The following is a 25,935-nucleotide window of genomic DNA, read 5'->3' as shown; positions in this document are numbered from 1 at the left end:
GTCACTGCCCGTCAAGCGGCGGGTTCGCACCGACCTGCTGGCGCTCGCGCCAGATGATGAACAGGCCGGATGCGACGATAATGAGGATGCCGAGCCATTTCGACGGCGTCGGGAAATCCGAAAACAGCGCATAACCGAGGATCGTCGCCGAGATGATCTCGAAATACTGGAACGGCGCCAGCAGAGAGAGCGGCGCCAGCCGGAAGGCCCTGACGATCAGCAGGTGCATGTAGCCGGATATCGATCCCAATAATATGAGAAGGGCAAGTGCGAAGCCGGATTGCGGCAGCGAGACGGCAAAATCCTTGTCGCCAAGTGCATCGCCGGCGAAAAGTGCGGCCCCCATGAACACGGTTCCCGCAATGCCAGACATTGTCTGCATGACCAGCGGGCTGTCGGCATCGCCGATGGCGCGGTTCAGGAAGAGGTAGAGCGTATAAAGAAAGGCGCAGGCGACCGGCAGAAGCGATGTCCAGCCGAAGATTTCGAAACTCGGCTGAATGACGATCAGCGCGCCGCCGAAGCCGACCGCGATCGCCGTCCAGCGCTTCCAGCCCACTTTGTCGCCGAGGAAGAGGGCCGACATCATCGTCAGCATGAAAGGCTCGACGAAATAGATCGCGAAGACATCGGCGAGCGGCATGTATTTGACGGCGGCGAAGAACATCAGGCTGGCCGAGGCGTGAAGGACGCCGCGCAGGCAGTTCATCCATGGCCGTTTGGCGCTGAACAGCGCCCTGGGCGACACCACGAGCAGCAGCGGCAGGGTGCAGAGCACCTGGAAAAAGAAGCGGTAGAAGGTCACCTGCGCCGGCGACATGCCGCCGCTCACCGCCATGTATTTGGCGATCGCATCCATGACCGGCAGCACCAGCATGCAACCCGCCATGATGGTCATGCCCTTGGCGATATCGTTGAAACCGGTCTGGCTGGTCATGGATTGGGGAGTCATGGGTCAGGCTGCGCTTTCGACCAAAAGGTCCAACGGGAGAGGGGACGCCCGTAAGGTCGCCCCCCTTCCGGGGTCAGGCGGCCTTCTGGCGCGGCAGGCTCTTCATATCAATGACGAAACGATAACGCACATCGCTTTTTATCATGCGTTCATAAGCGTCGTTGATCTGATCGATATCGATCATCTCGATTTCGGCGGCGATGCCTTTTTCGGCGCAGAAATCCAGCATTTCCTGCGTCTCGGGAATGCCGCCGATCATCGAGCCGGCAAAGGTCTTGCGGCCCGGAATGAGGCTGAAGGCCAGCACCGAGAGCGGCTTTTCCGGCGCGCCCACCTGCACCAGCGCGCCGTCACGTTTCAGCAGCGCCAGATAGGCGTTGATGTCATGGTCGGCGGCCACGGCGTCGATGATGAGATCGAGGCTCGAAGCGGCCTTCTTCATCTGCTCGGCATCGCGGGAGACGATCACCTCGTGTGCGCCGAGCTTTTTCGCATCCTCCGCCTTGCTGGGCGACGTCGTGATCATCACCACGGTTGCGCCCATGGCATTGGCGAGCTTGACCGCCATATGGCCAAGACCGCCAAGACCGACGACGCCGACACGCTTGCCGGGTCCGGCGTTCCAGTGACGCAGCGGCGAATAGGTGGTGATACCCGCGCAGAGCAGGGGTGCTGCCGCCGCCGGGTCGAGGCCTTCGGGAATGTTGAGGACGTAACGGTCATCGACGACGACGTGGGCGGAATAACCGCCGAGCGTATGCGCACCGCCGCCCATCGCTTTGTCGGGCGAATTATAGGTGCCGGTCATGCCGTTTTCGCAATATTGCTCCAGCCCCTCGGCGCAGCTGGCGCATTCCCGGCAGCTATCGACAATACAGCCGACGCCGACGCGGTCGCCCGCCTTGAACCGGGTGACCTGCGCGCCGACACGGCCGACGCGGCCGATGATTTCGTGGCCGGGAACGCAGGGATAGAGGGAGCCCGGCCATTCGCTGCGGGCAGTGTGGATATCGGAGTGGCAGACGCCACAGAATTCGATCTCGATTTCGACATCGCGCGGGCCGGGATCGCGACGCTTGATGGTCGCGAGCTTCATCGGCGAAGAGCCGTCATCGCAGGCATAGGCGGACGTTGTAAACATGATCGTTCCTCCTCTTGTGGTGATCGATGCTGGAAACACCGGCCTGCGGCAAAGGTTGCGGTGGGATCAGCCGCTTGCGCCGGTTTCGGGCACTGCCTCGCCAAACACCTCCTCAAAGGCCTCGCGCAGCAGAACGTCGACGTCGCCGATCATAACCGGCAATCCAAGATCGACAAGGCTGGTGACGCCATAGGCGCTGATGCCGCAGGGAACGATGCCGGAAAAATGCGAGAGGTCTGGATCGACATTGATCGAGAGCCCGTGGAAGCTCACCCATTTGCGCAGCCTGATGCCAAGTGCCGCGATCTTGTCCTCGGCCATGCCGCCATCGGGAAGCAGCGGTTTCTCCGGACGCCTGACCCAGACGCCGACGCGGTCCTCGCGCCGCTCGCCACGCACATTCATCTTGTCGAGCGTGCGGATGATGACATCCTCCAGCGCCGCCACATAGGCGCGGACATCCTGCCGCCGCCGCTTCAGGTCGAGCATGACATAGACGACCCGCTGTCCCGGCCCGTGATAGGTATATTCGCCGCCACGACCCGTGGCGAAGACGGGGAAACGCTCCGGCTCTATGAGGTCGGCGGCATCGGCGCTGGTGCCGGCAGTATAGAGCGGCGGGTGTTCCAGAAGCCAGACGAGCTCGTCTGCCTCGCCGCTGGCAATGGCGGCGACTTCACGCTCCATTTCCTCAATCGCCTGCTCATAGGGGACGAGGCCTTCCGAGATTCGCCAGCGTATGGGCGGTGATCCGGCGGCGGGCAGCATGTTTGTCTCGATATCGGTGCGTGTGAGCATGAAAAAGTCCTTTCCACAGCCTTCTCGCAAAATGGCGACAAGGCCGCAACCCCAGCATTTCCGGGCTTCCTGCATATAGGATGGTGCGGTGCGATTTTTAATTTCAAAAAACTGTCACGACGCTCTTGTGCACCGAAAATCCTTTTGCTACATGCACCCCCGTCGGCGCAAGTCGACGCCTACCACGATGCGGTCGTGGCGGAATTGGTAGACGCGCAGCGTTGAGGTCGCTGTGGGGCAACCCGTGGAAGTTCGAGTCTTCTCGACCGCACCAAAGAAACCCGCTTCGGCGGGTTTTTTCTTTTTTAGCCAGTCATTTAGCTTGCCCTCTGTTTTCTGCCCCAGGTTCCTTGGACCGTGTTGGATGTAACCCGGGGCCACGTCAGTCTGTTCTATCCCGCAGCCAGAGCGCCATGAATTAAGGGCGGCAAATTATCGACCTGCCGCCGTTCGGATTGAATGGACGAGGTGGATCAGCGTCGGTTGCGCTGCCCGTCACCGACACGGTAGGGGTCCCCATCCATGACCTGATCCATGCGCCACTCGTTTCCACGATATGGACTATGCCAGGTCTGGCACCCGGCCAGAAAGACGGTTGCGGTCAGCAATCCGAAAGTGAGGGCGGCTCGCACCATATTGAACTCCTTCGACATGTCATCACAAGCCATGTAGGCGCAGCCAGGTGGTTTTGCGATGTCTCTTCGAAATTTATCGTCCATTTCGGAACCCTGGAGCACCTCCGGTCAAAACGGAATCGTCGGACGTGCTCTATCGCTTTGTTTTTTCGCATTTCCGGACGTGAAACCGCTACGCACTTTTACTGGAAATGCTCTAGCTGGATTCGGCCATCGTAAATTTCGGTGGATATCGATGCACGCTGCAGTAGTCGTGCGGTTCCCCCCTACAAAAACGAGGGGTGGAATATTAGAGGTCCGATGTTAGCTTTTGTCAGGAAAATATGTCTGGGGGTTTTCGTGCTGGGGGACAAAACGGATTCAGACAATGCGCTTGGCTATTACATGTGGAGCATTTCCGACAACAGGCTGATCATGGATGCGGTCACTGCGGAATGCCACGGGTTTTCGGAGCCGGTTGCGTCACGCGGGGTGACGATCGAGGAGATTCTCGAAAGAATCGATGTCGAGATGCGCGATCAGGTGGCGCAGGCCATTTTTGAGAGCATCACTACCGGTGTGTTTTTCGACCAGCGCTACAAGGTCAATCTGCCGGACGGGTCGGACCGGTGGATCGTGGCGAAGGGCAGGGCGATTTTTGATGCCGACAATACGCCGTTTCTGGGCATTGGCAGCGTTCGGGATATTACCCTGAAAAAAACCTATCAGTTCGAGCCTCGGCAATAGCGGCCGGACGGGGTGAAAACCGTGCATAAAAAGAGGCGGCTTTCGCCGCCTTTTTTCGTCTGCACCGTGCGGGGACATCAGAAGACGGCAAGATATTTCAGCAGCGAAATAATGCCGATGATGATGACGATCACCTGTGCGATCTGTTTCGCACCGCCGCCGACCGGCAGTCGCGCGATAAGCCACAAGACGAGCACAATCACCAGAAAGGTGATCAGAATGCTGACGAGCGTAGATGTAACCATATGTCCCAGCTCCCTTTTCAATCAATACTCAACGGTCGTTCACCGTTGCGTGAGTAAAAGCGCGAGGCTAATTTTGGTTCCATCGGGTGAAATCGCGGTGTGAGGTCGGGCATGAATCAGTTCAGGGTTAAAAAGCGGCCGACGGGCGCTGTCGTCACTCTTGGCCGTCTCGGGCATCCCGATGTCGTCACGGCCACCGGAGGCGCTCTGACGGTGGTGACGGCGGCCTCGGAGCCGGGTTTCAATCCGCTCGACCTTCTTTATTCGTCGCTGTCGGCCTGTCTGGCGCTCAGCGCGCGGATTGCAGCAAGCCGCATGGGCGTGCTCGACCGGTTCGAAAAGGTTACGGTGCATGTATCCGGCGAAAAGGCTGAGGAGGAGCCGTCGCGGATCGTGCGTTTCGATGTCCGGATAGAGATAAAGGGGGATTTCGATGAGGCGACGCGCAGCGCCATCGCCCATATGGCCGAGGATATCTGCACCGTCAGCAACACGCTGAAGGGCGATGCGGAATTTGCGCTTTCGATTACCGGCTGACCATCAGGATTTCCGGGATTTTTCCCATTTTTTCACCAGCCGGTCGCGCTTGAGCTTCGAGAGGCGCTTCAGCCAGAAAATGCCGTCCAGCTGGTCGATCTCGTGCTGGATGCAGATGGCGTGAAATCCCTCGGCGGTCTGTCGGTGTTCGCCGCCGGCTATGTCCTGAAATCTCACCTCGATTTCCAAGGGCCGCTCCACCTCGTCGGTAAAGCCCGGCATGGAGACGCTGCCCTCCATATGCCGCATGGTCTGCGTGGATTGGCTGACGACTTCAGGATTGATGTAGGTAAGCACGGTTCCCGGTGTCAGCTCCAGCACGAAAACTCGCTGTTTTATGCCGATATGGGCGGCGGTGATGCCGACACCGGGCGCGGCGCGCATCGTATCGATCAGGTCCGCCACCAGCTCTTGCAATTGCCCGTCGAAAGCCGTGACCGGCGCGCAGATTTCGGACAAGCCGGAATGAGGGTAGGGCAGGATCGGCCTGATTGCCAAGGAGTGCTCCGTTCGTTTCAAATCCGCAGGGACGCCGCCGCAAGGGCCTGTCCTTCTTCGGTCGCCTCCAGAAAGCTGCGCTGGGTGCGGGCATCGCGTTTTGTCACCCGCACGAAACGTGGCGACAGGGCAGTGATTTCGCGCAGAATGAGGGCGTGCGCAAGCCCCAGCCGGTTGGCGATGCTGCGGCTGTCAGCGGCGATGTTCAGATAAACCGAAAGAAGGATCGCCGCACCCGTGGCGGTCAGCGCCTGTAAGGAGCATTCCTGAACCCGCTCCACCGCCGCCATGAACGCGGCGGCGGATTGCTCCTCTTCCATCAGGAGGCATCCCGGCGCAGGCGAACGGAGACGAGCACCGATTTCGATGTCGGCGTGAAACTGCCTTCGCCATAGCTCGACAGCGGCACCAGCACGTTAAGTTCGGGATAATAACCGCCGACGCTGCCCTGAGGGATATTATAGGGCACCAGCCGGAAATTCCGCGCAATGCGTTCCACGCCGTCGCCATATTCGCCGATGACATCGACGCGCTGGCGGGAATGGGCGCCGAGCGCTTCCATGTCCTTCGGGTTCATGAAGATGACGTGGCGCTCGCCATAGACGCCGCGATATCGGTCATCCATGCCGTAGATCGTGGTGTTGTATTGATCGTGGCTGCGGAAGGTCTGCAATACGAACAGGTCATCGCGCGTGAGCGCCTGCTGGTGTTCGGTTTGTTCGGGCAGCGGACCGCTATAGAAGGTGGCCTTTTTCGCCGGTGTGTTCCATTCCCGTTCGGCTGCTGCGTTGCGCAGATGAAAACCGCGCGGCACGCGGACGCGCTCGTTGAAATTATCGAAACCGGGAATGACCCGCTCGATCATGTCGCGGATGAGATCGTAATCATCGGCAAGCGCCTTCCAGTCGACTTGGGCATTGCCAAGCGTCGCCTCGGCGATGCCTGCAACGATCGCGACTTCCGAACGCAGCTCATCCGAGGCCGGCGGGTTGATGCCGCCGGAACCGTGCACCATGCTCATGGAATCTTCGACCGTGACGATCTGCGACCGGCCGGCCGAATTGCGGTCGATTTCCGTTCGACCGAGGCAGGGCAGCACAAAGGAGGTTTCGCCCGGCACCAGATGCGAATGGTTGAGCTTGGTGGCGATGTTGACGGTCAGCTTCTGCTTTTCGAAGGCCTTGACGATCAGCGGGCTGTCGGGCGTCGCACGCATGAAATTGCCGCCGAGCGCGATGAAAGTCTCCGCCTTGCCGTCCAGCATCGCGGCGACGGCTTCGACGGTATTGTGGCCGGGCTTGCGCGGCATGGGGACGCCGAGTTCCTTTTCCAGCGCGTCGATAAGCGCCGGCGGGGCTTTCTCGTCGATGCCGACGGTGCGGTCGCCCTGCACGTTGGAATGGCCGCGCACCGGGCAAAGGCCGGCGCCGGGCCGGCCGATATTGCCGCGCAGCAGCATGAAATTGGTGATCTCGCGAACGATGATGACCGAATGCTTGTGCTGGGTGACGCCCATGGCCCAGGTGGCGATGACGGAACCGGCATCCATGTAGATACGGGCAGCTTCCTCGATCTCCGCGCGGGTGAGGCCGGACTGGTCGAGAATGCTTTCCCAGCTCGTCGCATCGACGGCAGCGCGATAGGCCTCGAACTCCGCCGCATGTTCGGCGATGAAGTCGTAATCGATGATGGCGGGTTCGCCCGCCGCCCTTGCGGCATCGTCGGCGGCGAAGACCGCCTTGCTCATGCCGCGCACGGCCGCCATGTCGCCGCCCTGGCGCGGCTGGTAATAATTGGTGGCGATGCGGGTGCTGCCGCCGGTAATCATCTCCACCTTGTCCTGCGGGTCGGCAAAGCGCTCCAGACCCTTTTCGCGGATGGGGTTGAAGACGGCGATGCGGGCGCCGCGAAGGGCGGCGCGGCGCAGGTCGCCCAGCATACGGGGATGGTTGGTGCCGGGATTTTGCCCGATGACGAAAATGGCGTCCGTCTGCTCGAAATCCTCAAGCAAAACGGTGCCCTTGCCGACGCCGATCGAAGCCTTCAGGCCGACGCCGCTCGCTTCGTGGCACATGTTGGAACAGTCGGGGAAATTGTTGGTGCCGTAAAGCCGGACCATCAGCTGATAGAGGAAGGCAGCCTCGTTGGAGGCGCGGCCGGAGGTATAGAACTCCGCCCGGTCCGGGCTGTCGAGACTGTTGAGGATACGCCCGATTTCGGCGAAGGCATCGTCCCAGGAGACGGGCAGATATCTGTCGCTCGCCCGGTCATAACGCATGGGGTGGGTGAGGCGGCCCTGTTTTTCCAGATCGTAGTCGGACCAGCCGCGCAGTTCCGAGACGGTGCGGCTGGCGAAGAAATCCGGCGGCACCCGGGCTTCCGTTGCTTCCCATGACACCGCCTTGACGCCGTTTTCGCAGAACTCGAAAGAGGAGCCGTGTTCCGGGTCGCCCCAGGCGCAGCCCGGGCAGTCGAATCCATCCGGCTGGTTGGTCTTCAAAAGCGTGCGGGCGCCGGAAATCGGGGCACCGGATTCGAGAAGGCGTTTGCCGACGCTTTTGAGTGCGCCCCAGCCGCCTGCGGCGGTCGATGCCTTGCCTATGAAGTCCGTCTTGCTCATGGTCCTGATTCCCGGAATCTGTCTTTTCGTGCCCGCCTGCCGGCGTTTGCCGTTTGTCAAATGCTTATCCAGAAGCGCCGTTCCACGCTGCCTGTCAATGTCTTAATTGTGCATTGCGGCGAAACCTTTGTTCGCCCGTTCGACATTTGAAACGGGAACGGCGTAAAGGGGGTGGGCGTTGTCGCAAAACAAGCTGCAAAGCTTGGCTAAACATGCCTATAGCCGCTGGCCGTGGCTAAGCCTGCGAACCGGAAGAGGAATGTTGAATGGATTTTTCGCCGCAGCCGGAGAGCTTGTTTATTTGCCGCTATCCGGTTGTTGACAATAAACCTTTTAACGCCATTCTGCCTGCGCATCCGTGCACTGCGGCATTTGAATACAAGGGGACGCCAGATGACAGACCGTGACGACGATCCTGTCGCGCCCGAGGACATGAAGCCTGCGGAAGCGCCCTCCGATATTTACGCAGAAGACGGGTCCGTCCGCTCGGATTTTCTGACGATGGTGGGTGCCGCGATCGCTGACCGCGATCTGCTTTTCCTGCGCAAGAACGTGGCGCGGCTGCACGAATCCGAACTCGGCGACCTGCTGGAATCCATTCTGCCGGAACAGCGCCATGCGCTGGTGCGTCTTCTCGGTTCCGACTTCGACATGACGGCGCTGACCGAGGTGGATGAGGGTATCCGCCTCGATATCGTCGACCAGATGTCGAACGAGCAGATCGCCGCCGGTATCGGCGAGCTGGATTCGGACGACGCCGTCTATATTCTCGAGGACCTCGACGACGAGGACCGCGAGGATATTCTCTCGCAACTGCCGTTCACCGAACGTGTGCGGCTAATGCGGGCTCTGGATTATCCGGAAAGCTCGGCCGGCCGCCGCATGCAGACGGAATTCGTGGCCGTGCCGCCGTTCTGGACCGTGGGGCAGACCATCGACTATCTGCGCGAGGAGGAGGAGCTGCCGGATTCCTTCACGCAGATCTTCGTCATCGATCCCACCTTCAAGCTGGTCGGCGCGCTCGATCTCGACAAGGTGCTGCGCGCCAAGCGTCAGGTGAAGATCGAAACGATCATGCACGAGACCAACCACTCCATTCCGGCGGAAATGGACCAAGAAGAGGCCGCGCAGCTTTTCGAGCAATACGACCTTCTCTCCGCCGCCGTGGTCGACGACAACGGTCGACTGGTGGGCGTGCTGACCATCGATGACGTGGTGGACGTCATTCAGGAAGAGGCCGAAGAGGATCTGCTGCGCCTTGGCGGTGTCGGTGACGAAGAACTGTCGGACTCGATTGCCAGCACATCGCGTTCACGCGTGCCCTGGCTTGCGGTCAATCTCATCACCGCCTTTCTCTCCGCCTCCGTCATCAGCCTGTTCGATGCGACGATCCAGCAGATCGTCGCGCTGGCGATCCTGATGCCGGCGGTGGCCGGCATGGGCGGCAACGCCGGATCGCAGACCATGACGGTGTCGGTGCGGGCGCTCGCCACCAAAAGCCTCGATATTCACAACGCCGCGCGCATCATCCGGCGCGAGGCGGGTGTGGGTATCCTGAACGGCATGCTGTTCGGCTGCGCCATCGGCATTGTTGCCGGTATCTGGTTTCAGGATATCCATATCGGTGGCATCATCGCCACGGCCATGTGTCTCAACATGCTGGCGGCGGCGCTGGCGGGCATTCTCATTCCGCTGGTGCTCGACAAGTTCGGAGCGGACCCGGCGGTCTCCTCGGCGGTCTTCGTCACGGCGGTCACCGATATTGTCGGCTTTTTCGCCTTTCTGGGGATCGCGACCTGGTGGTACGGTATTTCCGGGTAGGGCCAGGCGGGCGAAAATTGACTTTTACGTGAAGGTCAAATAATATCATCCGGTTATGAATCGGATAGGCCCTTGGACAAATATTATAGCATAACCGAACTGACACGCGAATTCGGTGTTTCCACCCGTACCTTGAGATTTTACGAGGACGAGGGGCTGATTCACCCTGAGCGTCGCGGGCGCACACGGCTTTTCAGGGCTGCGGACCGCCGCCTCATTCAGGAAATCCTGCGTGGCCGCCGTATCGGTTTCACGATCTCCGAAATTCGCGAAATCATCCACGTCTACAAGGAACCGCCGGGCGAATCGGGCCAATTGGTGCTTCTGATGAAGAAGGTCGATGAAAAGCGCGCCGAGCTTCGGCAAAAACGCAAGGACATCGAAGAGACGCTGGCGGAACTCGACAATGTCGAAGAAGCCTGTCTGACGCGGCTTGCCGAAATCGGCGTTGGGACTTGAACCCGGCCCTATAGCGGTATTGGCTATTCCGTCGACGTAACTGTCGAGAATTGCTCCGAAGCCTTTCCTCTTTCGTTGCATATGGAACGAGCGGGTTTCGCTTGTTTCTTCTCCCCGCCGGGGAGAAGGTCGCGGCAGCGGGATGAGGGGGCAAGCTCTCGATTTATCGCCGACGTTGCCCCCTCATCCGACCCTTCGGGCCACCTTCTCCCCGGTGGGGAGAAGAAAAGGCAGCAAGCGCTAACGTTCTGGCTACCTGAGCCTACTGCGCCTCAACCGTGCACTGTTGCGCCACCTCACTAACCTTCGTCTGCTGATCGGCGCTGAGCTTGCCTTCCATCATCGTGTCGAACAGGTTTTCCGCCTGCAGCTTCTCCAGCGTGCAGCCGCAGAAACGCTGGCACAGTTCCAGCCCGTTCGCCTGCTCGACGCAGCTCTTTTCACAGCTCGATTTGTAAAGCTCGACCTGATCGACAGGCGGGGGCGGGGCGATGAGCGACAGCGTGTAGACGAGGCCGATCAGCACCGGCTGGTGGATGAGGTAGAATGCCAGGCTGTGACGGCCGGCGCCTGCGATCAGGTTGCGAGGCGAACTCGGGCTTCGAAAGCGGTCGAGCCAGTCGCGCGGCGTGACGAATTGCGAGACCGCAAGTCCGGCGAGGAAGGGCGCAAGCCAGGGGAGAAGCGGCACATAATCGTTCGAACGGGGCGGCATGGTGGAAAAACCGATCCAGGCCAGCCATTTTGCGTTGAACAGTTCCGATTGCAGATAGTGCGGCAGGATGAAAGCGATCGCTGCAAAAAGCAGCGTCACGGCCGCGGGTGCTCGCAGGAACAGCAGCCCGACAAGGCTTGCGGCGGCGATATTGTGCAATATGCCGAAGAAGATGAAGCTGTCCGGAAAGGCGAAATAGGTGGCGACGGTAATGAGCAGCGCCGAGCCGGCCACCATGGCAAAACGCTTGCCGAAGGACGGCCAGTTCACGCCCTTGCCATGGGCGAGAAACAGGCTGAAACCGGCCAGAAACAGGAACGAGCTGGCGATGCCGCGCGCATAGAGTTTCCACAGGCCGGTCGTCGCCGTGCCGGGTTCGAGATAGCCGAAATATTCCAGATTCCACGTGAAGTGGTAGGACGCCATGGCGATGAGGGCCAGCCCGCGCAGGGTGTCGAGACCGCCTATGCGGCCTTTGCGGCGGTTTTCGTTTGCGGCTGCGTTCGTGTCCATGGTTTCCGTTTTTCAAGCTTTCGGGGAGGCCGGTATCACGCTGGGCTTGGCCCTTGAAGTGCGGCTATTTCAAGGCCTGTTTTCTTCCATGATGGCGCGTCGTGCTTCGGAAAAGAACTGGCGGCGTAACAGCGCCACGATGATGATGACCGTGCTGGCGATGAAGACATAAGGGCTGATGAACCAGCCGAGATAACCGATGGACAGAAAGATGGTCCGCAGGCCGTCATTGAAGTTCTTAGCAGCGATGATGTTCATCTTTATGACGTTTTCGGCCGCCCGCTCCGCCGCCTCGCGATCGGCGCCGACGTCGTGGACCATGGGAATGGCGCCGAACAGGATCGTGCAATAGTTGAACAGGCGATAGGACCAGCCGAACTTGAAGAAGGAATAACCGAAAAGACAGGTGAGCCCTATGACCTTCAGTTCGAAGGCCGTGCGCCCGGCATAATGCACGAAAGGCATGTCGCGAAATACCGATTCGACCTGTTCGGTCGCGCCTAGAAGGGCGAAACATCCGCCGATGGCGAAGATGGAGGTGGAAGCGAAAAAGGCGGTGCCGTTCTGCAGGCCGGCCATGATCTGCGTGTCGATCATCTTCAGGTCGCGCTTCAGCGAATTCATGATCCAGTCGCGGCGGCGCTCGGCCATGGCCTGATTGAGGCTGGCTCTCGAAAACAGCCTCGTTCCCGTCGTGACATGGGTATAGACGGCCCATAGCAGGATGAAAACGACGATCGAGATATAGTCCATGACGGTCATCACGGGCAGGCCACCTTGCTGTTTGCGAATCTTCGAAAGCATATTGATTTGAAGGCCATGGCAAGGCAATGGCGGCGGCTGCCGTCACTCCATATTCTCCTTTGGCGTTGCGGTTTCATCATTCGGTTTTTCGCTAACTTTCCGGTAACCAAGTCGCTTTATCAATCCAGTCGCGGACGACAGGTCTGCCGGTTCCGGATTAAGGTTTTGCGTCCCGGTTCCGCCTGATTTTTGGCTAACGGCAGGGACCGATTGACAGGATAGCCGTTCGCACCTAGCCTTTCATCAGGACCGGTGTTTCCGGTATCCGGAGTCGCCAAGGCTGATATGCCCCGCATCCTGCAGGCAGGTCTTGTTTTCTCCGGTCCGGTATCAGCGGCAGTCCGGCATGAGCAACCGGGGGACGCCTTTTTCTACGAATCGTTCCCTTCATGTCTGCCTGTCCCTGGCTTGCGACACGGCGAAGATGCCGGTCCGCTTCATTCTCTTCCTTCAGGTTTTAGATGACAGATAAAAACCGCTCCGTTTTCATTCTTGGCGGCGCGCGCTCCGGCAAGTCCCGTTTTGCGGAAGAGCTTGCGGGCAAGTCCGGTGGAAGCCTGCATTATCTGGCCACCGGCCGGGCATGGGATGACGAGATGCGCGACCGCATCGTCCATCATCAGGCGCGGCGCGGCGGCGAATGGGCCACGCATGAAGCGCCCGTCGATATTGCCGCCGTGCTGGAGCGGCTAGACGCGCCGGAAAATGTCGTTCTCATCGATTGCCTCACCCTGTGGCTCACCAATCTGATGATGGAGAATGCCGATATAGAGGCTGCCTTTGCGGCGCTTGAGGCGGCGATTGCATCGGCTCGGGCGAGGCTGATTTTCGTCTCCAACGAAGTCGGTCTCGGTATCGTGCCGGAAAACCGCATGGCGCGAGAATTTCGCGATCACGCCGGCCGCCTGCATCAGCGAATCGCCGCCATTGCCGGTGAGGTCTATTTTGTCGCCGCCGGTCTGCCCCTGAAGATGAAGGGCTGAGACGGCACCCGCGAAAGCAGGGCCGACATCACCGCGCATTTTTGCTCTTACGCAAATTTCTCTCATAAAGCCGCGCCCCGTTTTGCCGGGGCTGCGACAGCTTTGCTTTCTTGATCTGGATCAAGGTGGCGTTGCCCTGCCGGTGGCAATGCTCCAACCGACGCAAAGGCGCGTTTCCGCTCTCCCAGGCGCGTGCCGCGCCTTTCGTCGGTCGGCTTGCACGTTGGGGGAAACCAACAATGAATTACACGTTAGAAACCGCGATCGTGGCGCTCGGCGCCTTTCTCGCGTTGCTCGGGGCAGCCTTTGCCCATGATAGTCTTTTCGCCGCCCATATGTGGGTGCTGTTCTTTACGCTTCTGGTCAGCACGGTGCTTCTGCTGCGCCGTGTCTCCTTCGCGCCTGTCGATTCAGCCGCGCGTGCCCGCCTCAAGTCGGAATATTTCGACGAGGTGGTGAAATACGGCGTCATCGCCACCGTGTTCTGGGGTGTCGTCGGTTTTCTGGTTGGTGTCGTGGTGGCGCTTCAGCTCGCTTTTCCCGATCTCAATATCGCGCCCTATTTCAATTTCGGCCGGATGCGGCCGCTGCACACATCGGCGGTGATCTTCGCTTTCGGGGGAAATGCGCTGATCGCCACATCCTTCTACGTGGTGCAGAGAACCTGTCGGGCGCGCCTGTTCGGCGGCAATCTCGGCTGGTTCGTGTTCTGGGGCTACAACCTCTTCATCGTCATGGCCGCCACCGGCTATCTGCTCGGCATCACGCAGGGCCGCGAATATGCGGAGCCGGAATGGTATGTGGACATCTGGCTGACCATCGTCTGGGTCGCCTATCTGCTTGCGTTCCTCGGCACGATCCTCACGCGCAAGGAGCCGCATATCTATGTGGCGAACTGGTTCTATCTGAGTTTCATCGTCACCATCGCCATGCTGCATATCGTCAATAATCTGGCGGTGCCGGTGTCCTTCCTCGGGATCAAGAGCTATTCGGCCTTTTCGGGCGTGCAGGACGCGCTGACGCAATGGTGGTACGGCCATAACGCCGTCGGCTTCTTCCTGACGGCCGGCTTCCTCGGCATGATGTACTACTTCATCCCGAAGCAGGTGAACCGCCCGGTCTATTCCTACCGCCTGTCGATCATCCACTTCTGGGCGCTGATCTTCATGTATATCTGGGCCGGTCCGCACCACCTGCACTATACCGCGCTGCCGGACTGGGCGCAGACGCTCGGCATGGTGTTCTCGGTCATGCTGTGGATGCCGTCGTGGGGCGGCATGATCAACGGCCTGATGACGCTTTCGGGCGCATGGGACAAGATCCGTACCGATCCCGTCGTGCGCATGATGGTGATGGCGGTGGCATTCTACGGCATGGCGACCTTCGAAGGCCCGATGATGTCGATCAAGGCCGTCAACTCGCTCAGCCACTATACCGACTGGACCATCGGCCATGTTCATTCCGGCGCTCTCGGCTGGAACGGCATGATCACTTTCGGCGCGATCTATTACCTGACGCCGAAACTGTGGGGCAGGGAGCGTCTCTATAGCCTGCAACTGGTCAACTGGCACTTCTGGCTCGCCACGCTCGGCATCGTCGTTTACGCCGCCGTCATGTGGGTGGCCGGCATCCAGCAGGCGCTGATGTGGCGCGAATATGATAGCCAAGGCTTCCTCGTCTATTCCTTCGCGGAATCGGTCGCGGCGCTGTTCCCCTACTACGTGATGCGTGCATTGGGCGGCCTGATGTTCCTCAGCGGCGCGCTGATCATGGCCTACAACGTCACGATGACCATCCTCGGTCATCAACGCGAGGAGGGCGCCAGCAAAGGCGCGGCACCCTCGCTGCAGCCTGCTGAATAAGGAGCGGCCCCATGTCCATTCTTGACAAACACGCCGTCATCGAACGCAACGCGACGCTGCTTCTGGTCGGTTCCCTGCTGGTCGTTTCCATCGGCGGCATCGTTGAAATCGCACCGCTCTTTTATCTCGAAAACACCATCGAGAAGGTGGAGGGCATGCGACCCTACACGCCGCTGGAGCTGGCCGGGCGCAACATCTACATCCGCGAGGGATGTTATGTCTGCCACAGCCAGATGATCCGGCCGTTCCGCGACGAGGTGGAACGTTACGGGCATTATAGCCTGGCGGCGGAATCCATGTACGACCACCCGTTCCAGTGGGGCTCCAAGCGCACGGGGCCTGATCTTGCGCGCGTCGGCGATCGTTATTCGAACGAGTGGCACGTGCAGCATCTGGTCGATCCGCGTTCGGTGGTGCCGGAATCGATCATGCCCTCCTATGCGTTCCTGAAGACCACGCCGCTGAAGATCACCGACGTTTCCATGGAGCTGAAGGCCAACCGCGCCGTCGGCGTTCCCTATAGCGACGAGATGATCGAAAAATCCGCTGCCGATCTTGCCGCCCAGGCCGACCCGAATGCGGATTCGTCGGAACTTCTGGCGCGTTATCCGAAGGCGAAGGTGGGCGATTTCGACGGCGATCCGGCCAGGCTCACCGAAATGGATGCTCTGGTCGCCTATCTGCAAATGCTCGGCACGCTGGTCGATTTCTCGACCTATGACGATGCCGCCGGATACCGGTGAGGAGGTTTAAGCCATGGAAACCTACACGGCCATGCGCCACTTCGCCGATAGCTGGGGCCTGCTTGCCATGACCCTGTTCTTTGCCGGCGTCGTCGTTTTCACCCTTCGCCCCGGCTCGAAAAAGGCCGCGGACGATGCCGCCAGCATTCCGCTTAGGGAGGACTAAGATATGTCCGAAAAACACATTGATGACATCAGCGGCGTCGAAACCACCGGCCATGAATGGGACGGTATCCGCGAGCTGAACAATCCCATGCCGCGCTGGTGGGTCTGGACCTTCTATTTCACGATCCTCTGGGCTATCGGCTACACCATCGCCTATCCGGCATGGCCGCTGATCAATGGGGCGACGCAAGGGTTACTCGGCTGGAACAGCCGCGGTGACATCGCCGCCGAAATTGCCGATGCAAAACAGTCGCAGAGCGTCCTTGTCGACAAGATCGCCAATTCGTCGCTTGCCGAAATTCAGGCCGACCCGACCCTGATGCAATTTGCCCTTTCCGGCGGCGCTGCCGCTTTCAAGGTCAATTGCATTCAGTGTCACGGTTCGGGCGCTGAAGGCGGGCAGGGCTATCCCAACCTCAACGATGACGACTGGATGTGGGGCGGCAGCGTTGACGACATCTATACGACGGTGAAGCACGGCATTCGTTTTGCCGACGATGCGGATACGCGCGCTTCGGAAATGCCGGCCTTTAGCGATATCCTCCAGTCGAATGAAATCCGCGAGGTTGCCGCCTATGTCGTCAGTCTCACCGGCACCCCCTCCAACCCGGCGCTGGTGGAGCCCGGCAAGCAGCTCTTTGCCGACAATTGCGCCTCCTGCCACGGGGAAGACGCCAAGGGCAATCGCGAATTCGGCGCGCCCAATCTTGCCGATGCGATCTGGCTGAAGTCCCAGGGCGAAGAGGGCATTGTCTCGCAGATACGGTCGCCCAAGCACGGGGTCATGCCCGCCTGGGGGGAGCGTCTCGGCGATACGACGGTCAAGCAGCTGGCGATCTTCGTGCACTCGCTTGGCGGTGGTGAGTGATAGCAAAGACAGGAAATGGAAAGGGCTGTGTCATGCGGCCCCCGGATAGATGACAGCGGGCCTGAAAGCTCTCTTCCGTCATGCTCGGGCCTGTCCCGAGCATCTGCAACGTCTCGATTTAATTGGACGTGATTAGATCCTTGGGACAAGCCCAAGGATGACGTCGAGTGTAAAGAAGCTCTGCCATCACACTCAAAGGGCCGCTATGCGGCCCTTTTTTCTTTATCGGTCCGACCAGACGGCCAGTTCGTATCCATCCGGATCGGTGAAATGGAAACGCCGCCCGCCCGGAAAATCGAAGATTGCGACGCTGATCTGCCCGCCGGCGGCTTCGACGCGCCGCTGCACATCTTCGATATCGGTGGCGTAGAGAATGACGAGCGGTCCGCCCTTGGCCGAGACCGGCGCCGTGGTGGTGAAACCGCCGGTCAGCCGGCCATCGGAAAACTCGCAATATTGCGGACCGTAATCCTTAAAGGACCAGCCGAAGGCGCCACCGTAAAATTCCTTGCTGCGCTCGATATCGGTGACGTTGAATTCGACATAGTCGATCCGCCGGTCGTTCGTATTCGTGGTCATGCTTCCTCCATCAATCCGTTTCGAGCAGCGCCTTCAGCGTTTCGAGATCGGCCGTGACAGCTTTTGCGTCCTGCTCGAAATCCTCGTCCGTCATGCCCTGAAGGCGAAGCAGGGTGAAACTCACCTCCGTACCGCTGCCATTCGGCGTTACCCGTAGCGCGTTATAAACCTTCACGCCATCCGGCAATGTCACGACATGGTCGATGACGCCGAACTCGTTTGCGGGCGCAAAATTGACGCGCACTTCGCCAAGCGGCCCGCCCTCGGCGATCCAGTCCTCGCCGTCCGGTGTGAGGCCGCCCGCAAGGCCTGCGGCCCAGCGGGGCATGTTCTGCGGGTTGGAGGCGAAGTCATAGACGTGGCTCCAGGGTTTTTCGACCGACAGATGAATGATTCTCGACTGCATGACAGGCATTTCATCCTCCCTTGGCGGCGCGTTCCCATACTGCGCCACTTTGTCGTCACTTGATGTAAGTCAAGGATGTTTCACCGGGGAGATGGGAGAAAGCAAGGAGATAAAAACGGACTCCTATCATGAACATCTATCGCGCCGGACAGGATCGCCCGCAACAGCCTGTCGAAAGGCTGGAAGCGGAAGCCGTCAATTCCGCAAAAACGCGCAAACCGCTCTACGAGGCACGCAGGAAGATTTTTCCCAAGCGCGCTGAGGGGCGGTTCCGGCGGTTCAAATGGCTGGTGATGCTGGTCACGCTCGGCATTTATTATCTGACGCCGTTCCTGCGCTGGGATCGCGGTCCCTATGCGCCGGATCAGGCGGTGCTGATCGATATCGCCAACCGGCGCTTTTATTTCTTCTTCATCGAAATCTGGCCGCAGGAGTTCTTCTTCGTTGCCGGATTGCTGGTCATGGCCGGGCTTGGGCTCTTTCTTGTCACTTCCGCTGTCGGGCGTGCATGGTGCGGTTATACCTGTCCGCAGACCGTCTGGGTCGACCTGTTTCTGGTGGTCGAGCGGGCGATAGAGGGCGACAGGAACGCGCGCATGAAACTGGATGCCGCGCCCTTCACATTCGGCAAATTGCGCAAGCGGGTGCTGAAACACGCGATCTGGCTGGTGATCGGCGTTCTGACCGGCGGCGCCTGGATTTTCTATTTCGCCGATGCGCCGACACTGGCGATGCAGTTCATGACCGGGCAGGCGCCGATGATCGCCTATTCCACCGTCGCCATCCTCACCGCCACCACCTATGTCTTCGGCGGGCTGATGCGGGAACAGGTCTGCACCTATATGTGTCCCTGGCCGCGCATTCAGGCGGCGATGCTGGATGAGAATTCGCTTGTCGTCACCTATAATGACTGGCGCGGCGAACCGCGCTCGCGGCATGCCAAGAAGGCTGCGGCGGCAGGGGAGAGCATCGGCGACTGCGTCGATTGCAATGCCTGCGTCGCGGTCTGTCCCATGGGCATCGACATCAGGGACGGGCAGCAGCTGGAATGCATCACCTGCGCGCTCTGCATCGATGCCTGCGACGGGGTGATGGACAAGATCGGCAAGCCGCGCGGGCTAATCGCCTATGCTACCCTTTCCGAATATCAGTCCAACATGGCGCTGGCGACCGGCAATGGTGAGCATGCCATCCGCCCCGCCAATGTGCGCGAGGAGGACGGCAGATTCAGGAAGAGCATCCGCCACTTCAACTGGCGCATCGTCTTCCGGCCGCGCACGCTGCTTTACACGGCCATCTGGTCGGCGGTCGGCATCGGCATGCTGTTTGCGCTGGTGACGCGCGAGCGGCTGGCGCTGAATGTGCTGCACGACCGCAATCCGCAATATGTGCTGGAATCGAACGGCTCCATTCGCAACGGTTATACGGTGCGCATTCTCAACATGGTGCCGCAGCCGCGCATAATGAGCCTGACCATCGAGGGCATTCCGAATGCGGTGATGAAGATCAACGGCATGCCGGAAACGGCCGCGCGGACCTTCGAGGTGACGGTGGAGCCGGACGAGGCGACGACGCTGAAGGTCTTCGTCACCCTGCCGGGCAAAGATGTCGCGCGGGCGGCGGAAAATTTCGAATTCATCGTCAGCGATACGGGCGGCCATGAGACGGCCCGCTACGACGCTGTCTTCAACGCTCCGGGAGTGAAAAAATGACCGTGAACAATCGCCAGACGTCCGGTTTCACTTTTACCGGCTGGCATATGCTGGGTGTCATGCTGCTGTTTTTCGGCACCGTCATCACCGTCAACATGGTGATGGCCTGGAACGCGGTCAACAGCTGGAGCGGGCTCGTCGTGCCCAATACCTATGTGGCCAGCCAGCAGTTCAACGCCAAGGCGGAGGCCGCCAAGGCAAGGGCTGCGACCGGGATCAAGGGCAAGCTCATCGTGGATGAAACGACGGTGCGTTACGAGGTGTTTCATCCCGACACCGGCCCGGTCGACACCGATAAGGTGACGGCGCATTTTCGCCGGCCTGTCGGGGAACGCCAGAATTTCGACATGGAACTGACCCCGGTTTCCACCGGTGTCTTCACCGGCCCGCATGACATGCTGCCGGGCCAATGGATCGTCGAGGTTACCGCCGTCAAGGACGGCCGGATCATCGTGCATGAGGGCACGCGGATCGCCGTCATCAGGGGGCGCCAATGAGCTGCTGCGCACCGGGAACGGAAGGTTCGCTACAGCTTGGCGAGCCGGTCAATCCGCCATCGTCGGAGGAGTTGCTGCTGGCGAGCCGCGATCTGGGGCAGGGATTGCGCCAGACCGATCTCAGCGTGCCGGATGTGTATTGCGGCGCCTGCATCACCACCATCGAGACCGCGCTCGGCCGTCTTGGCCAAGTGGAGCGGGCGCGTGTGAACCTGTCGTCCAAACGTGTGGCGGTCGTCTGGAAAGAAGAGGTCGACGGCGTCAGGACCGATCCCGCCGATCTTGCCCGCGCTATTCTTGCGACGGGATACCGCACGCATCTTTTCGCCAGCGGGCAGGATGCCTCGGACGCGTTGCGCTCGCAGCTGATCAGGGCGGTGGCGCTGTGCGGCTTTGCTTCCGCCAATATCATGCTTCTGTCCGTCTCCGTCTGGTCGGGGGCGGATGCTGCGACGCGCGACATGTTCCACTGGATTTCGGCGATGATCGCCGCGCCGGCGCTGATCTATGGCGGTCGTTTCTTTTACCAGTCGGCCTGGAATGCGCTGAAACATGGCCGCACTAATATGGACGTGCCGATCGCGCTTGCCATCACGCTCTCTTATGCCGTCTCGCTGTGGGAGACGATCCATCACGGCGAACATGCCTGGTTCGATGCGACCGTGTCGCTGCTGTTCTTCCTGCTGATCGGCCGAACGCTGGACCATATCATGCGCGACAAGGCGCGCTCGGCCATTGCCGGGCTTGCCCGTCTTTCGCCGCGCGGGGCAACGGTGATCGGTGAGAATGGAACGCGGGAGTATCGGCCGCTTGCCGATATCCAGCCGGGAATGTCGATTACGATTGCGGCCGGGGACCGGGTGGCGGTGGATGCCGTGGTCGTCTCCGGCAGCAGCGATCTCGACATGTCCATCGTCAACGGCGAAAGCGCGCCACGCCGCGTTGCGGCAGGCGACAGTCTTCAGGCCGGTACGCTCAACCTCACCGGTTCGCTGACTGCGCGGGTGACGGCATCGGCGAAGGATTCCTTCCTCTCCGAAGTGATCGGGCTGATGGAAGCGGCCGAAGGCGGGCGTGCGCGTTACCGCCGTATCGCAGATCGTGCCGCGAGCTATTATTCTCCCGTGGTGCATCTTCTTGCGCTGGTGACGTTTCTCGGCTGGGGCATTTTCGGTGGCGACTGGAAACAGGCGATGCTGATCGCTATTGCGGTTCTCATCATCACCTGCCCCTGCGCGCTTGGTCTTGCCGTTCCCGTGGTGCAGGTGGTGGCCGCCGGAAGGCTTTTCCGGCACGGCATCATGGTCAAGGAAGGCTCGGCCATGGAGCGGCTGGCCGAAATCGATACCGTGCTGTTCGACAAGACCGGCACCCTGACCGTCGGAAAACCGAGATTGGTCGAGACCGGCGATGTGAAGCCTGCCACCATGGCGGTTGCAGCGGGGCTTGCCGCCCATTCGCGTCATCCCCTGTCGAAAGCCCTGCATGCTGCCTATAGCGGCGCTGTGCCGACCTATGAGGCGGTACGGGAAATTCCGGGCTCCGGCGTCGAGGCGGAGACGGAAGCCGGAACCTACCGGCTCGGTAGCCGCCGTTTCGCGTGCCCAGGTGAAGCGAGCGTCGATAATGGCGATGCGCGGTCGGAAGTGGTGCTGTCTCTCGACGGTCGGCATCTGGCGAGCTTCGGCTTCGAGGATAATCCGCGCGCGGGTGCGGTTGCGGCTTTGCGTAATCTCTCAGTGCGGGGCCTGATGCAGGAAATCATCTCGGGTGACCGGGCCGCCGCCGTCAGCGCCATGGCGCAGCGGCTGGGGATCGACAACTGGCATGCGGACCTTTCGCCGAAGGACAAGGCGGCGCGCTGCGCCGAACTTGCCGGAGAGGGCCGCAGGGTGCTGATGGTGGGAGACGGTATCAACGACGCGCCGGCGCTTGCCGCCGCGCATGTGTCCATGGCGCCGGCCACCGCCGCCGATATCGGCCGGCAGGCCGCCGATTTCGTGTTCATGCAGGAGGATCTCGATGCCGTGCCTTTCGCAATCGAGACATCGCAGCGGGCAGGAAGGCTGATCCGGCAGAACTTCGCGCTTGCCATCGGCTATAACATCATTGCCGTGCCGATTGCGATTGCCGGTTATGCGACGCCGATGATTGCGGCCATCGCCATGTCGACATCGTCCCTGATCGTCGTCGCCAATGCCCTGCGGCTTGCCGGTACGGCTGAAACCGTCCGTCCTCAGAACGAAGCGAAGACCGGATTTGCAGGCGAGGGGGCGCAACTGGCATGAACATGCTGATCTATCTCATTCCCGTCGCGCTGTTTTTAGGCGCGCTTGGCCTTTTCGCCTTCCTCTGGTCGGTGCGCTCCGGCCAATATGAGGATATGGACGGGGCTGCCTGGCGGGCGCTGGATGATGGTGATGACCGGCCCCGACGATCATAGGAGGCGAAGCGGGCTTAACGTTTTGAGTGGGCCTCGACCTGTCGCAAATATGCAAAGCTGATTTGCGTCATCAAAATTTAATCGTTTCAGTCGCCCCCAGCCTTGCCGTTTGTTCATTACAGTGCCACAACACGACCACCTAAAAGCAAGATGGAGGCACATCCGTGGAACAGGCAGAAATCGGTTTGATCGGTCTCGGTGTCATGGGCTCGAACCTGGCGTTGAACATCGCGGAAAAGGGCAACAAGATTGCCGTATTCAACCGAACCCCTGAAGCGACGAAAAAATTCTACGCCGAGGCTGGGGACTTGCAGGGACAGTTGATCCCCTGCGAAACCATCGAGGAATTCGTCGCCGCCATTCGCCCTCCGCGCCCGATCATCATCATGATCAAGGCCGGCGACCCGGTCGACCAGCAGATGGAAATCCTGAAACCGCATCTCGCCAATGGCGACATCATGATCGACGCCGGCAATGCGAATTTCCGCGATACGATCCGCCGTTTCGACAATCTGAAGGATAGCGGCCTGACCTTTATCGGCATGGGCGTTTCCGGCGGTGAAGAAGGTGCGCGCCATGGACCTTCGATCATGGTCGGCGGCACCGAGGATAGCTGGAAGCGCGTCGAGAAGGTGCTGACTTCCATTTCCGCGAAGTACAATAACGATCCGTGCGTGGCATGGCTCGGCAATGACGGCGCCGGCCATTTCGTCAAGACCATCCATAACGGCATCGAATATGCCGATATGCAGATGATCGCCGAAATCTACGGCATCCTGCGTGACGGCCTTGGTATGAGCGCCGTCGAAATCGCCGATGTTTTCGCAGAATGGAACAAGGGCCGCCTGAATTCCTACCTGATCGAAATCACCGAGAAGGTTCTGCGCGCCGCCGATCCGATCACCGGCAAGCCGATGGTCGACCTGATCCTCGACAAGGCTGGCCAGAAAGGCACCGGCAAGTGGTCGGTCATCGAGGCGCAGAATATGGGCGTCGCCGCAACCGCCATCGAGGCGGCCGTGGCTGCGCGTATTCTTTCCTCGCAGAAGGACGAGCGTGAAGCTGCCGAGAAGATCTTCGGCCTGCCGACCGTTGCGCCTGCACCGGCTGACAAAAAGGCGTTTATCGCCGATCTGGAAAGCGCGCTTCTGGCCGCCAAGGTCGGCGCTTATGCGCAGGGCTTCGCGATCATGTCGGCCGCTTCCAAGGAGTTCAACTGGAACCTGCCGATGCCGACGATCGCCCGAATCTGGCGCGCCGGCTGCATCATCCGCTCGGAATTCCTCGATGAGATCACCTCGGCCTTTACCAAGGACCCGCATGTGGCCAACCTCATCGTGACGCCTGCCTTTGCCGGCATCGTCAAGGATACCGACGCGCCGTTGCGCCGTGTCGTTTCCTATGCCGTTCTCTCCGGCCTGCCGGTATCGGCGCTGGCTTCGGCACTCGGTTACTTCGACGCCTATCGCCGCGGCCGCGGTAGCGCCAACCTCATTCAGGCGCAGCGCGACTTCTTCGGCGCGCATGGTTTCGAACGCACCGACGGTGTGGACAAGCCGCATGGCCCTTGGGGCAGCGGCGCCGACATTTTCTGATCGGCTGAAACGACAAACAAAAAGGCCCGCGAAAGCGGGCCTTTTTTTCATTTCTGTTGCTAGTTCAACTCAGCGGGCGGCGGCGAGGCCGACGATCAGGCCGCTGACGGCGTTGATGAGCAGGAACTGGTTGTCGACGCGCACCCAGCGCTGGTCGCGGCGCGGCTCGGCAAGGCGATAGCGGCGATAATCGCGGCGGTCGATCACGTGGCGGCGTTCACCCGCAGACAGGCGCTGGCCGCGATCCCAGCGGTGCTTCTTGACGATGACCTTTTTGGTGGTGACCTGGCGCTCGACGGTGACGCCGCGATGGCGATCGTCGTGGCGGCTTTGGGCCTGAGCCATCGGAGCGGCGAGAACGGTAGCGGCCAGAAGAATGGTGACGAACTTTTTCATGGAAGTTTCCTCTTGGGTTTCGATGAGGAGAACTTACGAATAAACGAATGAACGGAAACTGAATTTAAAATTACATTTATGTAATGGTTGTTAACGGTTAGGGGTGGGAGTTAATCTTTTGTTTTGAGATTTTTGGCCCGGCTTTTGCAATGTGCAGACCGCCCGGCGGAACCGGGCGGTCTCTCCTCGGTCAGACGCGTTCGGCGGATTTTGCCCAGAGGTTGATATCCGCTTCCTTGGCGTAACGGTCGATTTCGGCAAGTTCCTCGGCCGTGAAATCCGGCTTGTCGAGCGCCTTCACGCAATCCTCGACCTGTTCGACACGGCTTGCGCCGATGAGCGCCGAGGTGATGCGGCCGCCGCGCAGAACCCAGGCAATCGCCATCTGCGCCAGCGTCTGGCCGCGCCGCTCGGCAATGCTGTTGAGTGCACGGATGTTCTCGACATTGCGCTCGTTGAGGAAAGCGGGGTTCAGCGACTTGCTCTGCGCGGCACGGCTGCCCTGCGGCACGCCACCCAGATATTTCGTCGTCAACATGCCCTGCGCCAGCGGGGAGAAGACGATGGAGCCGATGCCCAGTTCTTCCAGCGTATCGACGAGACCGTCTTCCTCGATCCAGCGGTTGATCATCGAATAGCTCGGCTGATGGATGATGCAGGGCGTGCCGAGATCCTTCAGGATCGCGGCGGCCTCGCGGGTGCGCTTCGAATTGTAGGACGAGATGCCGACATAAAGCGCCTTGCCCGAACGCACGATCTGGTCCAGCGCGCCGCAGGTCTCCTCAAGCGGCGTGTTGGGGTCGAAACGGTGGGAATAGAAAATATCGACGTAATCCAGCCCCATGCGCTTCAGGCTCTGGTCGCAGGAGGCGATTACGTATTTGCGGCTGCCCCATTCGCCATAGGGGCCGGGCCACATGTTGTAACCGGCCTTGGAGGAGATGATCATCTCATCGCGATAGCCCCTGAAATCCGTCTTCAGGATTTCACCGAAGGCGGTTTCGGCGCTGCCGGGCGGCGGGCCGTAATTGTTGGCGAGATCGAAATGGGTGATGCCGAGATCGAAAGCGCGGCGGCAAATGGCCTGTTTGGTCTGGTGCGGCGTGTCGTTGCCGAAATTGTGCCAGAGCCCGAGCGAAATCGCCGGCAGCTTCAGGCCGGTCTTGCCGCAGTGATTATATTTCATGGATGCATATCGGTTTTCGGCCGGTTGCCAAACCAT

28 protein-coding genes and 1 tRNA gene are annotated in these 25,935 nt (G+C 60.2%); 15 read left to right on the top strand and 14 right to left on the bottom strand.

The window, feature by feature from the left end; all coding sequences use genetic code 11:
• Position 1: 1 nt before the first annotated feature.
• From I3J13_RS02120 to lipB, 3 genes are all read right to left on the bottom strand, one after another.
• Positions 2-937: a DMT family transporter gene (locus I3J13_RS02120; protein WP_196377970.1), complete on the bottom strand. Its 936-nt coding sequence runs from the start codon at positions 935-937 to the stop codon at positions 2-4.
• 88 nt (positions 938-1,025) lie between these two features.
• The gene (locus I3J13_RS02115) at positions 1,026-2,093 is read right to left on the bottom strand and encodes an NAD(P)-dependent alcohol dehydrogenase (RefSeq protein ID WP_196377872.1); all 1,068 of its coding nucleotides are present in this window, start codon (positions 2,091-2,093) and stop codon (positions 1,026-1,028) included.
• A 66-nt stretch (positions 2,094-2,159) separates the two neighbouring features.
• Complete coding sequence (gene lipB, locus I3J13_RS02110; RefSeq protein ID WP_196377870.1) at positions 2,160-2,891, bottom strand: lipoyl(octanoyl) transferase LipB; 732 nt, start codon at positions 2,889-2,891, stop codon at positions 2,160-2,162.
• Positions 2,892-3,080: 189 nt separating this feature from the next.
• On the opposite strand from lipB, the gene I3J13_RS02105 reads away from it, so the two are divergent.
• Positions 3,081-3,165, top strand: a tRNA-Leu gene (locus I3J13_RS02105).
• A gap of 199 nt (positions 3,166-3,364) precedes the next feature.
• Here the strand turns inward: I3J13_RS02105 and I3J13_RS02100 are convergent.
• The gene (locus I3J13_RS02100; protein ID WP_078053104.1) at positions 3,365-3,526 is read right to left on the bottom strand and encodes a hypothetical protein; all 162 of its coding nucleotides are present in this window, start codon (positions 3,524-3,526) and stop codon (positions 3,365-3,367) included.
• A gap of 300 nt (positions 3,527-3,826) precedes the next feature.
• Between I3J13_RS02100 and I3J13_RS02095 the strand changes: the two genes are divergently transcribed.
• Complete coding sequence (locus tag I3J13_RS02095) at positions 3,827-4,252, top strand: PAS domain-containing protein (RefSeq protein ID WP_020813199.1); 426 nt, start codon at positions 3,827-3,829, stop codon at positions 4,250-4,252.
• 77 nt (positions 4,253-4,329) lie between these two features.
• On the opposite strand, the gene I3J13_RS02090 is transcribed toward I3J13_RS02095, so the two are convergent.
• Positions 4,330-4,497 (bottom strand): Thivi_2564 family membrane protein, encoded by a 168-nt coding sequence (locus I3J13_RS02090; protein WP_003502827.1) that lies wholly within the window; start codon positions 4,495-4,497, stop codon positions 4,330-4,332.
• Between the two features lie 111 nt (positions 4,498-4,608).
• Between I3J13_RS02090 and I3J13_RS02085 the strand changes: the two genes are divergently transcribed.
• Positions 4,609-5,034 carry an OsmC family protein gene (locus I3J13_RS02085; RefSeq protein ID WP_196377868.1) on the top strand — a complete coding sequence of 142 codons (426 nt, stop codon included), beginning with the start codon at positions 4,609-4,611 and terminating at the stop codon, positions 5,032-5,034.
• A 3-nt stretch (positions 5,035-5,037) separates the two neighbouring features.
• On the opposite strand, the gene I3J13_RS02080 is transcribed toward I3J13_RS02085, so the two are convergent.
• The 3 genes from I3J13_RS02080 to I3J13_RS02070 are packed head-to-tail and all read right to left on the bottom strand — an operon-like array spanning position 5,038 to position 8,152.
• Positions 5,038-5,532: a peptide deformylase gene (locus I3J13_RS02080; protein ID WP_196377866.1), complete on the bottom strand. Its 495-nt coding sequence runs from the start codon at positions 5,530-5,532 to the stop codon at positions 5,038-5,040.
• A gap of 17 nt (positions 5,533-5,549) precedes the next feature.
• Positions 5,550-5,852, bottom strand: a complete 303-nt coding sequence (locus tag I3J13_RS02075; protein ID WP_196377865.1) for a hypothetical protein — start codon at positions 5,850-5,852, stop codon at positions 5,550-5,552.
• Positions 5,852-8,152 (bottom strand): FdhF/YdeP family oxidoreductase, encoded by a 2,301-nt coding sequence (locus I3J13_RS02070; protein WP_196377862.1) that lies wholly within the window; start codon positions 8,150-8,152, stop codon positions 5,852-5,854. Before I3J13_RS02070 ends, I3J13_RS02075 begins: the two co-directional genes overlap by 1 nt.
• A 393-nt stretch (positions 8,153-8,545) precedes the next feature.
• Between I3J13_RS02070 and mgtE the strand changes: the two genes are divergently transcribed.
• Positions 8,546-9,973 (top strand): magnesium transporter, encoded by a 1,428-nt coding sequence (mgtE, locus tag I3J13_RS02065; RefSeq protein ID WP_003524988.1) that lies wholly within the window; start codon positions 8,546-8,548, stop codon positions 9,971-9,973.
• A 72-nt stretch (positions 9,974-10,045) separates the two neighbouring features.
• Positions 10,046-10,432 (top strand): MerR family transcriptional regulator, encoded by a 387-nt coding sequence (locus I3J13_RS02060; protein ID WP_003524989.1) that lies wholly within the window; start codon positions 10,046-10,048, stop codon positions 10,430-10,432.
• 262 nt (positions 10,433-10,694) lie between these two features.
• On the opposite strand, the gene I3J13_RS02055 is transcribed toward I3J13_RS02060, so the two are convergent.
• Both I3J13_RS02055 and I3J13_RS02050 read right to left on the bottom strand, forming a co-directional pair.
• Positions 10,695-11,660 (bottom strand): heparan-alpha-glucosaminide N-acetyltransferase, encoded by a 966-nt coding sequence (locus tag I3J13_RS02055; protein WP_020813194.1) that lies wholly within the window; start codon positions 11,658-11,660, stop codon positions 10,695-10,697.
• Between the two features lie 69 nt (positions 11,661-11,729).
• Positions 11,730-12,422: a DUF599 domain-containing protein gene (locus I3J13_RS02050; RefSeq protein WP_003524993.1), complete on the bottom strand. Its 693-nt coding sequence runs from the start codon at positions 12,420-12,422 to the stop codon at positions 11,730-11,732.
• 503 nt (positions 12,423-12,925) lie between these two features.
• Between I3J13_RS02050 and cobU the strand changes: the two genes are divergently transcribed.
• The 5 genes from cobU to ccoP all read left to right on the top strand — a co-directional run bounded on the left by cobU (position 12,926) and on the right by ccoP (position 17,085).
• Positions 12,926-13,447: a bifunctional adenosylcobinamide kinase/adenosylcobinamide-phosphate guanylyltransferase gene (gene cobU / locus I3J13_RS02045; protein ID WP_196377860.1), complete on the top strand. Its 522-nt coding sequence runs from the start codon at positions 12,926-12,928 to the stop codon at positions 13,445-13,447.
• 239 nt (positions 13,448-13,686) lie between these two features.
• Positions 13,687-15,309 (top strand): cytochrome-c oxidase, cbb3-type subunit I, encoded by a 1,623-nt coding sequence (gene ccoN, locus I3J13_RS02040; RefSeq protein WP_196377858.1) that lies wholly within the window; start codon positions 13,687-13,689, stop codon positions 15,307-15,309.
• Positions 15,310-15,320: 11 nt separating this feature from the next.
• Complete coding sequence (ccoO, locus tag I3J13_RS02035) at positions 15,321-16,052, top strand: cytochrome-c oxidase, cbb3-type subunit II (RefSeq protein WP_196377856.1); 732 nt, start codon at positions 15,321-15,323, stop codon at positions 16,050-16,052.
• Positions 16,053-16,065: 13 nt separating this feature from the next.
• The gene (locus tag I3J13_RS02030) at positions 16,066-16,218 is read left to right on the top strand and encodes a CcoQ/FixQ family Cbb3-type cytochrome c oxidase assembly chaperone (protein ID WP_006316283.1); all 153 of its coding nucleotides are present in this window, start codon (positions 16,066-16,068) and stop codon (positions 16,216-16,218) included.
• Between the two features lie 3 nt (positions 16,219-16,221).
• Positions 16,222-17,085 (top strand): cytochrome-c oxidase, cbb3-type subunit III, encoded by an 864-nt coding sequence (gene ccoP, locus I3J13_RS02025; RefSeq protein ID WP_196377854.1) that lies wholly within the window; start codon positions 16,222-16,224, stop codon positions 17,083-17,085.
• A 222-nt stretch (positions 17,086-17,307) separates the two neighbouring features.
• Here the strand turns inward: ccoP and I3J13_RS02020 are convergent, their stop codons facing one another.
• On the bottom strand, positions 17,308-17,664 hold the full coding sequence (locus I3J13_RS02020; RefSeq protein WP_196377853.1) for a VOC family protein: 357 nt from the start codon (positions 17,662-17,664) through the stop codon (positions 17,308-17,310).
• 10 nt (positions 17,665-17,674) lie between these two features.
• Positions 17,675-18,079, bottom strand: coding sequence for an SRPBCC family protein (locus I3J13_RS02015; protein WP_020813185.1), 405 nt, complete (start codon positions 18,077-18,079; stop codon positions 17,675-17,677).
• Positions 18,080-18,198: 119 nt separating this feature from the next.
• Between I3J13_RS02015 and ccoG the strand changes: the two genes are divergently transcribed.
• The 5 genes from ccoG (at position 18,199) to gndA (ending at position 24,317) form a co-directional block, all read left to right on the top strand.
• A complete protein-coding gene (ccoG, locus tag I3J13_RS02010) occupies positions 18,199-19,782 on the top strand; it encodes a cytochrome c oxidase accessory protein CcoG (RefSeq protein WP_196377851.1) in 1,584 nt (527 codons plus the stop codon).
• A complete protein-coding gene (locus tag I3J13_RS02005) occupies positions 19,779-20,279 on the top strand; it encodes a FixH family protein (RefSeq protein WP_196377849.1) in 501 nt (166 codons plus the stop codon). The genes ccoG and I3J13_RS02005 overlap by 4 nt, the downstream gene beginning before the upstream one ends.
• Entirely contained in the window at positions 20,276-22,567 is a 2,292-nt protein-coding gene (locus tag I3J13_RS02000) for a cation-translocating P-type ATPase (RefSeq protein WP_196377848.1), read from the top strand. The genes I3J13_RS02005 and I3J13_RS02000 overlap by 4 nt, the downstream gene beginning before the upstream one ends.
• A complete protein-coding gene (gene ccoS / locus I3J13_RS01995; RefSeq protein WP_003502794.1) occupies positions 22,564-22,722 on the top strand; it encodes a cbb3-type cytochrome oxidase assembly protein CcoS in 159 nt (52 codons plus the stop codon). Before I3J13_RS02000 ends, ccoS begins: the two co-directional genes overlap by 4 nt.
• 164 nt (positions 22,723-22,886) lie before the next feature.
• Positions 22,887-24,317, top strand: a complete 1,431-nt coding sequence (gene gndA / locus I3J13_RS01990; protein ID WP_003525022.1) for an NADP-dependent phosphogluconate dehydrogenase — start codon at positions 22,887-22,889, stop codon at positions 24,315-24,317.
• A 69-nt stretch (positions 24,318-24,386) separates the two neighbouring features.
• Here the strand turns inward: gndA and I3J13_RS01985 are convergent, their stop codons facing one another.
• Positions 24,387-24,713: an RcnB family protein gene (locus tag I3J13_RS01985; protein WP_035223395.1), complete on the bottom strand. Its 327-nt coding sequence runs from the start codon at positions 24,711-24,713 to the stop codon at positions 24,387-24,389.
• 190 nt (positions 24,714-24,903) lie between these two features.
• The gene (gene mgrA / locus I3J13_RS01980) at positions 24,904-25,935 is read right to left on the bottom strand and encodes an L-glyceraldehyde 3-phosphate reductase (protein WP_035262142.1); all 1,032 of its coding nucleotides are present in this window, start codon (positions 25,933-25,935) and stop codon (positions 24,904-24,906) included.

This window comes from Agrobacterium leguminum, assembly GCF_015704895.1.
GTDB lineage: Bacteria > Pseudomonadota > Alphaproteobacteria > Rhizobiales > Rhizobiaceae > Agrobacterium > Agrobacterium leguminum.
The sequence above is the reverse complement of the archived record's forward strand: the minus strand, read 5'-3'. Positions and strand labels throughout refer to the sequence as shown.